Raw genomic sequence first — 13,552 nt, 5'->3', positions numbered from 1 at the left:
TTCCGAGGGCTTGAATGCCCGGGGCGCAGGTGGCATCGAATCACCCTCAGGTTGTATGTCAGAGTTTTCGCTAGGCGCTGGCGCGGTTTCCTGCGGTTCTGCCTGCGTAGGCACGTCTTGCTCGGACGCGTCCTGCTGCGCCCATACCCCCCCCGGCAGCACGCTCAAGCAGAGCCACAGCGCTGCCGCCCGTTTAGTCGGCTTTAGGGTGTGCATAGCGCGCCAGTCTGAACCCCACATCATCACGCCCTTCCTCACCTGAATCTCGGTAAACCAAACGCAGTTCGGTAATGCGCCCATGGCGCCAGCTGGAACCGCGGATGGTATGTAATTTTCCGGCACCCGCGCCCAGCGGGTCGGTTTCCACCGCCATTGACGCTTCAACACTGTAGACATCATTCATCCACTCGCTGACATTGCCCCCCAGGTCATACAACCCCAGCGGGTTCGGATCGAACTTGCCTACCGGCGCCGCCGCGACATAGTTATCCTGATAGCTGCTCAGGGTTTTATCGACCACGCCTTGAGCACTGATATCCGCGTAGTTGCCGGCCTTGCCGGTTGGCGGCATGTCATTACCCCAGGCGTAACGGCGCTCGCCCTTGCCACCGGAGTAGCGCGCCGCCCACACCCACTCCGCCTCGGTCGGTAAACGGTAACCCGTGTTCACCGGCGTAATCAGCTGTCCGTTGCGATAGGCCTCGGGCAACCCGTCGCGCCGACTGAGCCAGTTACAAAAAGCAATGGCATCGCTCCAGCTGACCCGGGCGACCGGGTAGTTATCGTTGTCCAGTGTTGTGCGTTGCACAATGCCGGACGAATGCGCGGCCCTGAACTGCCGAAACGCTTCATTGGTAACTTCCTTGGTGGCCAGATAATAAAGTCTCGTCAATTTTACGTCGCGCTGCACTTCATTGGATTGTCGGCCCTGCTCCCGGCGCGGCGAGCCCATCGCAAAGGGCCCGCCCGGCTCAATCAGCACCAGCTCGTCGCCGGTCGCCGTTCGAATGCGTTTTGGAAACTGGGCGAGAAAGGCTTCGCGCTCGGTCAGCAGCTTAACTTTTACCTGCTGCTTGAAACCCGAGCGCGGCGTAACGCTCTGGCGGTGGCTCGCATAACCTTCGCGACGAATTTCGAGTTTATGCTCCGTAGTCGTGAGCTGAATCGTTTGATTGGCGCGACCGCGCAACACGCCGTCGATATAGAGCAAGGCATCCGCCGGCGTGGCGCTGATCTGAATCTCGCCCACCACCGGTTGCAGGGTCAGTTCCAGCTGTTCGCGACTGCCGCTGGGCAAGGCCAGCGTTTTCGTCAGCGTCCGATAGCCGGGCTTGCTCAGGGTCAGTTGCGTTGTCGCCTGCGGCCTCAGTTCGATGGTCAGTGGCGTTGCGCCCTGATACTCCCCGTTTACCTGCACCCGCGCGCCCGCTGGTCGGCTGCTCACCTCGACCGTGGCGTAGCTGGGTTGCAGGGTAACCAGCGGTAGCTGCTGGGCTTTATTAGCCTCTGTAATCAGCGAGTATTCCCAGTCCTGGTAACCCGGCAGACGAAGTTTGAGAACATGCTTGCCTGGCATCACTTCTGCGACGACCCCGTCCGGGCCGGTAACCCCCTGCTCTACCCCATCGACACTCAGGGTGGCGCCTTCAGGCTTGGAGCGCACCGTAATATCCGCCCAGCCCGGCTCCAGCTCCACGTGCAAGCGTTGCTGACGCCCCATACCTTCAATATCGATGGTGCCCGTGGCCGGCTGATAGCGCGGTGCCGTTAACCTGTAGGAATAGCTGCCGTGTTCCAGCTCCAGATCCGATACCGGTGTGTAACCCCGGGCATCGCCGTCTATTTCCAGCCGGGCTGATTCAGGTTGCGAGCTGACGGTTAACACGCCGGGCAGTTTTTTCAGACTGAACTGAAAGAGATTGTCATCACTCGCCTGAACGGTAATGCGCTCTTCCAGCAGGTGATAACCGGTCTTTTCAAGGCGCAGCAGATAATCGCCGGGACGCGCCAGATAGTTACCGCCCAGCTCCAGCACTAACCCGCCACTGATTGAGATTTCGGCGCCGGCGGGCTCCACTTGCACTTTGACCGCCTTGGCGGTCAGCACAAACCACAGGCCGGCCAGCAGCAAAAACAGCAGCGCACCGATAATCCAGTAGAGTGGTCGGCCGCTGCGCGCGGGCGCAGTCGATGCTCCCGCTTCCGGAGGCTGAAAGCTCGATGGCTTAATGACCTCGTTGTGCGCGTTACTGTCGGATTCCCTGTCGCTCATTCAACGTCCTTTCAACGGCATCATTATTATTTCTGAACGCAATCAGATTTTGTCGGTACAACGAATATCGAGGCTGACGACCCCATCGTCCGGTCGCACACTGAGTGTTTTGCGTGCGTCGCGGTAACCCTCGCGGCGACCCACCACGGTATAGTCACCGGGCGTCAGCCGCAGGGTTTTCTGTTCGAAGTTGCCCATCTCGCCAACCCGGTAGACCACCACGTCCGTCAGGCTGTCCGAGCTAAGCTGCACCGTTATCGGCTGTCTGGCACGGGCGATGGCTTGATCGACCGCCTCCATTTGCGATTGCAGGCGCGGCCCAGGATTGTCAATTTTGCGAGCATCCTGCAGGGTATACCAGGCGCTGGCGAGAACGTCCTTGCTGTACAGACGCTCTGGCGCCTCTACCAGCGTCTGGAGGCGCTGGTCTAATTCATCGCGCTGACGACTGCGCTGCAAACCTGCCTGGGCAAACTCCAACGTGGAATCCAACTCTATCAGCTTACGGTAATCGGCAACCGCCTTGCCCCAGTTTTCCTTATCGACGGCCTGTTCAGCACTGGTTTTCAAGGCGGCAATGCGTTGCTGCAGTCGCGCGGCTTTCAGTTCGGCGAGTCCCTCGCGCACGACGGGATCGTTGGGCTTCAGTTTGTCAGCCTTGCGAAACTCACGCTCAGCCGCACTATAGTCGCCGTCCGCCAGTGCCTGCTGGGCGGTGGACAGGGTGATGCGGAATTCCCAGTCCTGCATGGCTTCACCCACTCGCACGACACCCTCGCGCGCAGCTTTCGACTGCGGGTCAAGCCGCAATACTTCCCGGTAAAGCATCATCGCCTGATCAAGCTGGTCGGCCCGTTCGTGGTTTTCGGCAGCGGACATCAGCGTCAGGATCTGCGGCAGATTGCGCGCCCGCTGCATGCCGCTGCGGGCCATTGCGTTCTCGGGGTGGATAGCCAGCGCCAGATCAAAGGCCTTGACCGCGGCCTCGCTGTTCAGCTTTTCCAGCGCCTGATAGCCCTCAACGATGGTGGCCTTAAGCACCGCCTCCACCTGGCCGAGCAGGGTATTGGACTGTTCCAGCGCTTTGCCCCAGTAGGTAGCTGCCGCTTCGAATTCGCGATTGGCAAAATAATTGCTCGCCCGCTCGGCGTTCACTTGCACCTGTTGGTAGTCCGCTGGCGCCCAACGCTCGACCGCCAGCTTTTCAAGCTCAGCCCGGCGCAATTGCAGGGCATCGGCAATACGCTGGGCCGTCTGGCGCTTGGCCAGAACAGCTTCAGTATCAGCCGCACCGGGCGCCGGTTCGGCTTCCCCTTCAGACCTACCCGCCGAGACCTCAACCTGTTGTTGCGGCGGAGCGTCGGCGATCTGCCTGAGCGGTTCGCGCTGATTCAGCTGAGAGGGCAGCCACAGAATCACCAGGCTCAGCAGCAGAGCAATCAGGGCGACGGCTATCCAGAAGAAAGGGCGCTCCGCCGAGGCAGCGGTGGGCGCTGAAGCCGCCGACGTCGGTGGTTGATGCGCGACGGGGGTGATGCGCTCGCCCGCATCGTCTGGAAGCTGGTTTGGCGACAAAAGTTATCGATCCTTATCCTTGGCTGAGCCGTCGTCGGCGCCGCCCGGCGGTAATCCTGTTTCGTTAGCGTAAATCTTGCGCAGCAGTTCGCGCCACTCCTGATACTGGGCTTCGGCCGAACCGCTGAGGGTAATGGTCTTGCCCTCCAGTTCGATGACCCTCGGCTTCAGGTCCGTGGACAGAGACTCGCCCAGCTCTTTCAGGGCTTCGACGTGCAGTTTCTTTTCGCCGAATTTATCAATACCGGTTTTGAGCAGATAGCCACCACCCACAACACCGGAATACGCCGCAGCTGCCTCGGCGCCATTACTGGCCTGACCCGCGCCATAAATACCAGCCGCTACGCCGACGGCACCGGCTACCATGCGGCCGATGGCTTCCTTGCGCACTTTTTCAAGGTTTTTGGCTTCCTGATAACTCGCCGCGCGCCATTCGTCATAGGGCGTCTGCATCTGTTCGCCAAACAGGTAGTAGTGCTGATCCAGCGTATCGACCAGCCGGTAATCACGCTCGCGAATCGCCTGAATACGCTGCACATTCGGGTCACTGTCAGCCGGCAAACCACGCACTGAATAGTCACCGTTCTTTTCATTCAGATAACGCTGAAAGGCGTCCGGCGACAAGTCTTCGGCAAAGCGCAGGAAGGCGATGGTGCGAATATCGCGCAGCTGTTTTGATGACAGCCCCTTGCGGGATTTAAGCAAATCGTTAGCAATACGGTTGTAGAGATCCTGAAACGGGTCGATCTCCGAGGGCTCAACATCGCTGTAACTTAAACTGGCCGCCGTTTCCTCATAGGTTTTGTCCAGCCACTCACGCCCGCTGGCATCGACGGCTTTTACCGCCACCTTCAGGTCGCGACCATTCGACTCGAGGATGGTGCCGGTAATCATCAACTCCGATGAGGTGGTGGGACTGGGCACAACGCGCACCGGCCCCCAGTGCCCCGTGCTCTGCAAAGTTTCGCGCAACCGGTAGGGAATAAAACCCGCCTCGGCCTTGCGCACCTGCGGGAAGATGCCAGAGTCCTCATCTACCGGTTCGGTATAGCCGGGATCGAACACCGCAATGTTTACATCCAGCAACTCGGCCTGTGGAATTTCGCGCTCGGCGTGGGCCGCGCGTGTGGCATTGACATGCTTGACCGACTGGTTGACACAACCGGCCAGAAAAATCAGCAGTGTCAGCGACAGCGACCTAGCGATTGTTGCGCTTATACTCACGATACTCTTCCCACAGTTTTTCCCGCAGTTCGGGATCGGTTTCATTCTCGGCCGCCTCGCGCAGTTGGCGCGCGACGATATCGTCATCCTGCCCGCTAGGCACATCGTCCGGCGCCGGCGGCAGGCTTTCCTTGTCGCCCGGACTGCCCGGGCGACGCTGCCCCCCCTTGGGCATATTGCCGCCGCCGGTGGCGCCGGGCGGGTGCGGGGCTGAATAGCCATACTGATCCTGCCCCTGACTGCCGGCAGGACCCTGTCCGCTGGCACTGCCACCGCCGCCTGCGTTTTCCCTACGGCGCTGTTCAGCAGCCAGGGCCTGGGCCTGCTCGCGTTCGCTCAGGGACTGATTTTCGCGGTCGAGCCGCCGATCAAAACCGGACAGAGAGCGCGCCAGTTCACCCTCCAGGTTTTCGGTGCGCTCGCGTTCGGTAGCCACACCGCCGCCGGCGGGAGGTGCCCCATCGGGCGTATCGGGCTGAGCCTCGCCACTGGCTTCGGCCGGCGCGCCAGCCTGACCTGCGGGCGGTTCATCCGGCGGCGGTGGCGGCCACTGTTGCTCGTTGTCGGCCGGGGCTCCGGCCGCATTTTGCCGTGCCTGCTCACGCTCGCGGGCCGCCTCTTCCGCTTCAGCACGCTGCCGGGCTGCGGCCTGCGCTTGCTGCTCGGCCTGTTGCTGTTTTTGCTGCGCCTGCTGCTCTGGACTCTGTTCCTGCTCCCGCTGCTCCGACGAAGGCGACGACGGGCTGCTCGGTGGCTGGGCGGGTGGCGGCGGCTGGGGACTGCTCGGCGGTGTCGGCGGCGGGGTAGCACAGGCACTCAACAACACAGTGCCCAACAACAGGCCTGCCAGCGACAGGCGGCTGGAGCGAAGGCGCGGAACACTGTGCGGGCTTTCTGCAAACATCAATAGCCTCTGGACTTCACGATCACGGGTTTACGGCCGGGCGGCGGGCCTGAACTGGTAGATATACCGCATTTTCTCGGTGCTGACGGTGCCCTCTTCCGTCAGCCGCGGGCGAAAAATGGTGTCGCGACTGTAGCGCAAGGCCTTGTCTTCGAGCACCGACGCCTGCTGAGGACGCAGCTCAACCACTTCGATATTGCGCGGCTGGCCACGTGAATTCACATCCAGCAGCAGCTCGGCTTCGCCCTGATAGGCACTGAGCAGGGTCGGATCATTGGTTGAGGGCAGCTTCAGCGGCTTCTGGTAGATGGGCACCGGCGTACCGAAGGTCTGAGTGAGATAGTCGGTGGCACCATTCTCATGCAGCAGGTCATAGGCCCGCTGGTAGTAACGGCGGGCCTTGCGCTCGTTGCCAATCAGCTGATAGTGGTCGCCCAGGCGCACATAGGAGTCAGCGATGGCGCGTTGATCCGGTTCCGGCTGATCTTCGAGAATGCGCTGGGCAATTTTCAGGGAACGCACCGCCTTCCACTCAGCGTCTATCAACGCGCGATCATCAGAGCGGGAGCCCTGATCGAAGGCAATCGCCCGGCGGACCTGATCAGTGCGCACGAAAGAGTAACTGACATTGCGCTCGGCAGCCTTTATGCCGCGCAAGCGTTCGAGGTCATCGTGCAGACGCCTGGAGTAACTGTTGGCCAGATCATAGTAGACCGGCACCAGCTGCGGGCTGTCGGCACCCACCACCTGGGCGAGAATCTCCAGTCGCTCCTCATGCAACCGACTTTCATGATAGGTTGCCTCCAACAGACTGTACCAGCGCGCTGCCCGGTAAAGAGCCTGCTCAAGCTCCGGTCCGCTGCTTATGGCCTGGCGCTGTATGTTGGTACTTACCTCCAAGCGATCCATTGCCTCTTCAAGGCGCCCCACCCGAATCAGGCTGTCCAGCAACAGGTCGTCGTGGCGCGTCTGCTCCAGACTTTCCAGGCCCTTGTCGGTCCGGGTAACAAAATTGGCCTGCTCAATGTAATCAATGGCCTTGAGATAATCCTGAAGCTGGTAGTAGGCGATGCCGATGGCGTAGAGGGGCTTGGCCAGCCGCGGGTCGCGGAAGTTACCACTGCCGCGCAGTTTCTCCAGCACCGCTTCGAGGCTGTCGATGCCGGTGTCCAGCTCTCCGGCCTGAATTTCGATCAGGCCAAGGTTTTCCAGCGCCGCCACGCCGCTGACCGGATCATTAACAAGTGCCTGGGCCAACTGTCGCGCTGAATCGAGTGCCTGCCGGTACTGGCCTGAGGCGACGCTGCGATCGACTTGCTGCTGCAGGCGGGCCAGTTGACTGTCATTGAGCACAAGACTGGAGGGAGGCGGCAACAGCTCAAGACCACCTGCTGCCCACACACTGGGAACACACAGAAGCAAGGCGATAAGCCGCTTCACGTTACGCCCGAATATTGCCATACAGACGCCCCCTGTAACTCGTGAAATCATACTACGGCAGGGCGGCCACACTGGATCAGCGCGAACACCCCGTTATTACGGTACTTTACCACTGGGCGACAGCCTGCGCTCGACCTGTTTTGACGTACAAGCTGCGGCCACCTGTGCGCGATAGCGTGCTTATAAATAATAGTAAAAATGCCCACCAGTCACTGTACATTGAGACGGTAAAAAGTCCTTGACCCCACCGTTCGGGCTATCCGGTATCGCGGGAAAACTCTTTGCCACCGGCATACCACCTGCGAAGCAGCGCTACCTGAAGTAACAGCCACCACAGCACCGCGCAGGCGCTTAATTAAATATCAGTAACACATAGAGAGCGTTACTTTTAAATATCTAATATAAACAAAGCGTTAAAACACAGCCCGACGCTCAAACCTGTTTCCATGCGCCACAATTCTGGCAATTTGGTAACACTTACAGGATAATGTGAACATCGATACCACTGAAAACAGGTAACACTTCCATGAAAAAACTGACTCAAACGCTCGTCGTTGCCCTGCTGGCAACGGCTTCTGCCACCGTCTTTGCGGCCCGCCCTTCCAGCCTGGTTTACACGGGCACTGGTGTCGATGAAACCGGCGCAGAGTATTCAAACTACTCGGTAAAATGCACGGATGGACAGCGTCACCCGCTGACCGCCTGGGACAACCGCCGCAAGTGGTGTGTCGGTGAAGGTTCTCAGGAAGAATGTCACCGCAAGCAGATCAAAGCCGCCAAAAAGGCCTGCAAAGCCGGCTGAGCACTCTCCCGGCGGGCGTCTTAGCCCGCCGTCTTCTCCCCCGCCGCCTTTTCCCCTGCAGAAAACACCAGCTGCGCCAACTGACTGATCAGCTGCTTCTGGCGCGCCAACCCCTCTTCTGACAAAGGCTCTACCGGCAACATTGCCTGGTACATTGGCGCCATGGTGATATACGACATCACCACATTGTTAAACGCCATCACCGCCCAAGGCTCCAACGCATTTCCCTGAAAAAAACCCACCAAGGGCTCAGGCGCCGACTCCTCCGTGAACAGCGGACGAAACAGGCGATCGACTATCTCCCTACTTTGCGACCCATTGGCCAACGCCGCATGCTGCAGCAGCCGGGCAAAATTCGGGTGCTGATAATGCAGGTCCACCATGGTGTGCAGCCACTCCATGATGCGCTCGCGGGTCACGGGCTGGGCGCGCAACTGAGTCAGCGGCTCGTTAAACAGGGCAATCAAGCGGTTAAGCACCGCTTGGTAAAGCGCCTCCTTGTTCTTGAAGTGGTTGTACAAACTGGGGGATCGAATCCCCACACGCTCAGCCACCTCACCCAAAGAGGTTGCTTTGTAACCCTTTTCCGCAAACAGCGCTTCGGCCGCATCCAGAATCCGCTCCGGCGTCTCTTTCAATTCGGTCATCACTTTTTCCAAACAGACGCGCTATGCTAGCAAAATTCTGCCGCACGGACTTTTTACTCGCGATTCCCGGCAGTCTGATTACAATCAACACACCGATAATAAAAGGAACCTGGCTCGCGATGGACGATTACCGCGCAATAGAAAACCTGATGTATCGCTACGCTTTTTTACTCGACGATGGCGACCTGACCGGCGTTGCCGAGCTGTTTCGCCACGGTGAAATTGTTGCGCCGGCCAGCGACTCGGTAGTGAAAGGCTACGATGCGGTTTTGCAGATGTATCAGCAATCCACCCGCCTGTTTGAGTGCGGCACGCCGCGCACCAAGCACATCATTTCCAATACCCATATCGAGGTGAACGGCAGCGAGGCCGAGGCACGCGCCTACTTCACGGTGGTGCAGGCCGCCAGCGGACTGCCGCTGCAGGTCATCATCAGCGGCTACTATCGTGATCAATTCAGCCGCATCGACGGCGAGTGGTGTTTCAGCCGCCGCGAAATGCATCCCGATCTGTTTGGCGACCTCTCCCAACACCTGCTGTTCGACGCCGATAGTATTCAATGACCATGCAGCCTCAGATGAACAAGCCCGGCCGTCGCGGCCTGCCGCGACTGATAGACGCCACCAACTATTCAATGCGCGGCTTGCGCGCGGCCTGGACCCATGAGGAAGGCTTTCGCACCGAATGCATCCTGATGCTGTTTCTGGCGCCGGCAGCGGCCTGGCTGGCCCAGACCGGCATCGAGTTTGTGCTGCTGATCTGCTCCTGCCTGATGGTGATGCTGGCGGAAATCATCAACTCCGCCATTGAGTCGGTGGTTGACCGGGTCGGGCTGGAGCGCCACCCCCTGTCGGGTCAGGCCAAGGATCTGGGCTCAGCCGCGGTTTTCATCTGTATGATGATGGTGCTGCTGGTGTGGGGCACTATCGCCTTTACTCGCTTCTGGCCGGCAATGTGATTTGCTCGCCGAGATAATCCGGCAAATCCCTTGACACTGCAGGGCCGAACAGGAATAATCCGCCCTCTTAAATTTTTGGTATTGACTCAGCTTCAAGGAGTAACCGGGTGGCAAACTCTCCCCAAGCACGTAAACGCGCACGACAAGCGGAAAAACGCCGCAAGCATAACGCCAGCCTGCGCTCCATGGTGCGTACGTATCTGAAAAAAGTAATCAGCGCCATTGAATCAGGCGATGCAGAAGCTGCGAAAGCGGCCTACGCACAGGCGGTTCCGGTCGTTGACCGCATGGCCGACAAGGGCATTATCCACAAGAACAAGGCTGCTCGTCACAAGAGCCGTCTGAACGCCCAGATCAAGGCACTCGCGGCCTGATCGACCCGCTGCTAGAACAAAAAACCCGCCTGATGGCGGGTTTTTTTATGACCTGATTTCCTGCCTGCTTCAACTCAACACCAGATTGTCCCGGTGAATCAGCTCCTCATCGCCGAGATAGCCGAGCAGACGGGTGATTTCCGCACTGGGCTGACCCGCCAGCCGGCGCGCCTCATCGGCATTGTAGTTGACCAGCCCGCGCGCAATTTCACGCCCCTGCCCATCCACACAACTCACCAGGTCGCCGCGCCGGAAATCGCCGACAACCCCTTTAACGCCCACCGGCAACAGACTCCTGCCTTTACCGGTCAGCACCTTCACAGCGCCCTCATCCAGCTCCAGGCGCCCCTTTAACTGCAACTGTCCAGCCAGCCACTGCTTGCGCGCCGCCAGTTTCTGCTGCCTGGCCATCAGGCGCGTGCCCACGGACTCGCCCCGCAACAGCCGCGGCAACACCTGATCTTCCGTGCCACTGGCAATCACCGTATCGGCACCCGCGCGTGCCGCCAACCGGGCCGCTCGCAGTTTGGTGATCATGCCGCCGCGCCCCAACTGTCCGGCGCCGGACACCATGGCATCCAGACTGCTGTCATTGGCGTCCGCCTGCGCGATCAGTTCGGCCTCAGGGTTGTTGCGCGGATCCTCGGTAAACAGCCCCTGCTGATCCGTGAGGATAACCAGCACATCGGCATCCACCAGATTGGCAACCAGCGCCGCCAGCGTGTCGTTATCACCGAAGCGAATTTCGTCGGTAACGACCGTATCATTTTCATTGACGACCGGAATCACGCCCAGCTCCAGCAGCGTCTGCAGGGCGCCCCGGGCGTTGAGATAGCGGTCGCGGGCGGAGATATCATCGTGCCCAAGGAGAATTTGCGCGGTGTGCAGCCCGTGCCGGGAAAAGCGCGATTCGTAAGCCTGCACCAGACCCATCTGCCCCACGGCAGCCGCCGCCTGCAGGCGGTGAATTTCTTCCGGCCGACGCGACCAGCCGAGCCGCGTCATACCTTCAGCGACTGCGCCGGAAGAAACCAGCACCACCTCGTGACCAGCCTGGCGCAGCTCGACCATCTGCGACACCCAGGTGTCCAGCCCCTCGGCCCACAGGCCGCGACCATTGGCGGTGAGCAGGGCGCTGCCAATCTTGATTACCCAACGCTGGGATTCAGCCAGTTCCGTCATGACATTCCGCTTTTAATGCTTAAGGCTGGTAAACGACTTCCACATCGCCGTCGTCATCATCATTGTCATCGTCGTCCTCTGCCGCAGCCTTGCGAGCCGTGCGACGCGCCTCGGCCAGCGTCTGGATGCGCTCTCGTGCCTCCGACTGCATGGCCTTCTGGGTGTCTATTTCCCGCTGCAGCAGTTCCGGGTCAGTGGATTCCTCCGCCTTACAGACCTCAAGATACTCCAGAATCGCCCAGCACAGGGCCTCGGTATTGTCTTTGGTCAGCGCCGACAGTTGAAACACCGGACCGCCCCAACCAAGACGGTCAATGATATCCCGGCAGTGCGCCTCGCGCTCGTCCTCGGGAATCAGGTCCGTCTTGTTCAGCACCAGCCAGCGCGGGCGCTGGTAAAGGGTTTCACTGAATTCCGCCAGCTCATTAATGATGACCTTGGCCGAATCTACCGGGTCGGAGCCGTCCAGCGGCGCCACGTCCACCAAGTGCAGCAGCAGGCGGTTGCGCGTGAGGTGTTTGAGAAAGCGAATACCCAAACCGGCACCTTCGGCAGCGCCCTCCACCAGCCCAGGAATATCGGCCACCACAAAGCTGCGGTGCTTCTGCATCGAAACTACACCCAGATTCGGCACCAGCGTGGTAAAGGGGTAATCCGCCACTTTCGGCTTGGCAGCAGAAACCGCGCGAATCAGCGTCGATTTACCCGCATTGGGCAGCCCGAGCAGGCCGACATCAGCCAGCACCTTCAATTCGAGACGCAACTGCCGGGATTCACCCTCGGAGCCGGGCGTGGTCTGGCGCGGCGCGCGGTTGGTACTGGATTTAAAGCGGGTGTTGCCCAGACCGTGAAAGCCGCCCTGGGCCACTTTCAATAGTTCACCGTGCTCCGACAGGTCGCCGAGCACTTCGCCGGTCTCCTCATCCAGCACAGTGGTGCCCACCGGCACCACCAGATAGAGATCCTCGGCACTCTTGCCCCGGCAGTTACCGCCGCGCCCCTGCTCGCCATTATTCGCACGGTAGTTACGCACGTAGCGGTAATCTACCAGGGTATTTATTGCCTGATCTGCTTTCAGAAAAACACTGCCGCCATCACCGCCGTCACCGCCGTCGGGGCCACCTCTGGGGATATACTTTTCGCGGCGGAAGCTCAGGCAGCCACTGCCGCCGTTACCGGCTGCAACCTTGATGACTGCTTCGTCGACAAATTTCATGATACTTACCCGGTTTTCGCGCCTGAAAAATAAAAAGCCTGAGGCAGATACAAAAAAGCCCCGTCAACCTGACGGGGCTTTTTGAAACAATGCGCTCGCGCGTCAGGCCGCTTCGATGCTGACAAACTTACGCTTGTTTGGACCTTTTACAGCAAATTTCACCACACCGTCGGCCTTGGCAAACAGCGTGTGATCTTTGCCAATACCTACGTTCTCGCCCGCGTGGAAGCGAGTGCCACGCTGACGAACAATGATGCTGCCCGCAGGCACAGTCTGGCCGCCGAAACGCTTCACGCCAAGGCGTTTACTTTCCGAATCGCGACCGTTGCGAGTACTACCACCAGCTTTCTTGTGAGCCATGAACTAATCTCCTTTACTTGTACGCCAGCTTAGCCGCTGATACCCGTGATTTTCACTTCGGTGTACCACTGACGGTGACCGGCCTGTTTCATTGAGTGCTTGCGACGGCGAAACTTCACGATTTTGACCTTATCGCGACGACCGTGAGCAATCACTTCAGCAGTTACCTTTGCGCCGGCAACCAGCGGAGTGCCAACTTTGGCGGCACTGCCGTCATTAACCAGCAGTACTTTATCGAATTCCAGGGTTTCGCCAGTGGCGACTTCCAGTTTTTCCAGCTTGAGGGTTTCGCCCTCAATAACACGGTGCTGCTTGCCACCGCTTTCAATCACTGCGTACATAGTCTCTCTCCAAATGGCCTGCTTGCGGGTTAACGGTAATGGGTCGACATCCTGTCGAATGCAAGTTCAGGCAACCGCCACGCCCCTTACGGACGAGCAGTTTTGCTACAGGGTCGCGCATTCTACGCAAAAGCAACAGGAATCTCAAGCGTATTGCACGGCGACGGGAGCTGCCACCCCCAGCCTTGACACCCCCGCCCCCGCCCCCTAGCATTCCCGCGCAAACGCGCCTTAGCGGCGGCATTCCAACCATCTAC

14 protein-coding genes are annotated in these 13,552 nt (G+C 59.6%); 4 read left to right on the top strand and 10 right to left on the bottom strand.

The window, feature by feature from the left end; translation table 11 throughout:
* Positions 1 to 193 precede the first annotated feature (193 nt).
* From ABY734_RS11565 to ABY734_RS11545, 5 genes are read right to left on the bottom strand one after another with little or no spacing between them, the layout of a single operon-like run.
* Positions 194 to 2,272 (bottom strand): PEGA domain-containing protein, encoded by a 2,079-nt coding sequence (locus ABY734_RS11565; protein ID WP_372779308.1) that lies wholly within the window; start codon positions 2,270 to 2,272, stop codon positions 194 to 196.
* Between the two features lie 42 nt (positions 2,273 to 2,314).
* Entirely contained in the window at positions 2,315 to 3,847 is a 1,533-nt protein-coding gene (locus ABY734_RS11560; protein WP_372779306.1) for a hypothetical protein, read from the bottom strand.
* 3 nt (positions 3,848 to 3,850) lie between these two features.
* Positions 3,851 to 5,071 carry a hypothetical protein gene (locus tag ABY734_RS11555; RefSeq protein ID WP_372779305.1) on the bottom strand — a complete coding sequence of 407 codons (1,221 nt, stop codon included), beginning with the start codon at positions 5,069 to 5,071 and terminating at the stop codon, positions 3,851 to 3,853.
* On the bottom strand, positions 5,046 to 5,975 hold the full coding sequence (locus ABY734_RS11550; protein WP_372779304.1) for a hypothetical protein: 930 nt from the start codon (positions 5,973 to 5,975) through the stop codon (positions 5,046 to 5,048). Before ABY734_RS11550 ends, ABY734_RS11555 begins: the two co-directional genes overlap by 26 nt.
* 30 nt (positions 5,976 to 6,005) lie before the next feature.
* Complete coding sequence (locus ABY734_RS11545) at positions 6,006 to 7,436, bottom strand: tetratricopeptide repeat protein (protein ID WP_372779303.1); 1,431 nt, start codon at positions 7,434 to 7,436, stop codon at positions 6,006 to 6,008.
* 505 nt (positions 7,437 to 7,941) lie between these two features.
* Between ABY734_RS11545 and ABY734_RS11540 the strand changes: the two genes are divergently transcribed.
* Entirely contained in the window at positions 7,942 to 8,217 is a 276-nt protein-coding gene (locus tag ABY734_RS11540) for a hypothetical protein (RefSeq protein ID WP_372779302.1), read from the top strand.
* A 20-nt stretch (positions 8,218 to 8,237) separates the two neighbouring features.
* On the opposite strand, the gene ABY734_RS11535 is transcribed toward ABY734_RS11540, so the two are convergent.
* The gene (locus tag ABY734_RS11535; protein WP_372779301.1) at positions 8,238 to 8,864 is read right to left on the bottom strand and encodes a TetR/AcrR family transcriptional regulator; all 627 of its coding nucleotides are present in this window, start codon (positions 8,862 to 8,864) and stop codon (positions 8,238 to 8,240) included.
* Positions 8,865 to 8,887: 23 nt separating this feature from the next.
* Here ABY734_RS11535 and ABY734_RS11530 point away from each other — a divergent pair, with 23 nt between their 5' ends.
* The 3 genes from ABY734_RS11530 to rpsT all read left to right on the top strand — a co-directional run bounded on the left by ABY734_RS11530 (position 8,888) and on the right by rpsT (position 10,196).
* Positions 8,888 to 9,427 (top strand): nuclear transport factor 2 family protein, encoded by a 540-nt coding sequence (locus tag ABY734_RS11530; protein ID WP_372779300.1) that lies wholly within the window; start codon positions 8,888 to 8,890, stop codon positions 9,425 to 9,427.
* Between the two features lie 14 nt (positions 9,428 to 9,441).
* Positions 9,442 to 9,822, top strand: coding sequence for a diacylglycerol kinase (locus ABY734_RS11525; protein WP_372779299.1), 381 nt, complete (start codon positions 9,442 to 9,444; stop codon positions 9,820 to 9,822).
* A 107-nt stretch (positions 9,823 to 9,929) separates the two neighbouring features.
* Entirely contained in the window at positions 9,930 to 10,196 is a 267-nt protein-coding gene (gene rpsT / locus ABY734_RS11520; RefSeq protein ID WP_372779297.1) for a 30S ribosomal protein S20, read from the top strand.
* Between the two features lie 69 nt (positions 10,197 to 10,265).
* On the opposite strand, the gene proB is transcribed toward rpsT, so the two are convergent.
* The 4 genes from proB to rplU all read right to left on the bottom strand — a co-directional run bounded on the left by proB (position 10,266) and on the right by rplU (position 13,295).
* Entirely contained in the window at positions 10,266 to 11,378 is a 1,113-nt protein-coding gene (gene proB, locus ABY734_RS11515) for a glutamate 5-kinase (protein ID WP_372779296.1), read from the bottom strand.
* A 19-nt stretch (positions 11,379 to 11,397) separates the two neighbouring features.
* On the bottom strand, positions 11,398 to 12,594 hold the full coding sequence (cgtA, locus tag ABY734_RS11510) for an Obg family GTPase CgtA (protein WP_372779294.1): 1,197 nt from the start codon (positions 12,592 to 12,594) through the stop codon (positions 11,398 to 11,400).
* 102 nt (positions 12,595 to 12,696) lie between these two features.
* Complete coding sequence (gene rpmA, locus ABY734_RS11505) at positions 12,697 to 12,954, bottom strand: 50S ribosomal protein L27 (protein ID WP_372779293.1); 258 nt, start codon at positions 12,952 to 12,954, stop codon at positions 12,697 to 12,699.
* Positions 12,955 to 12,983: 29 nt separating this feature from the next.
* Positions 12,984 to 13,295, bottom strand: a complete 312-nt coding sequence (gene rplU, locus ABY734_RS11500; RefSeq protein ID WP_372779292.1) for a 50S ribosomal protein L21 — start codon at positions 13,293 to 13,295, stop codon at positions 12,984 to 12,986.
* Positions 13,296 to 13,552 lie beyond the last annotated feature (257 nt).

This window comes from Litorivivens sp. (assembly GCF_041624475.1).
Classification (GTDB): Bacteria; Pseudomonadota; Gammaproteobacteria; order Pseudomonadales; family Spongiibacteraceae; genus Litorivivens.
Note: the sequence above shows the minus strand (reverse complement) of the source record. Positions and strands in the feature narration are given on the sequence as shown.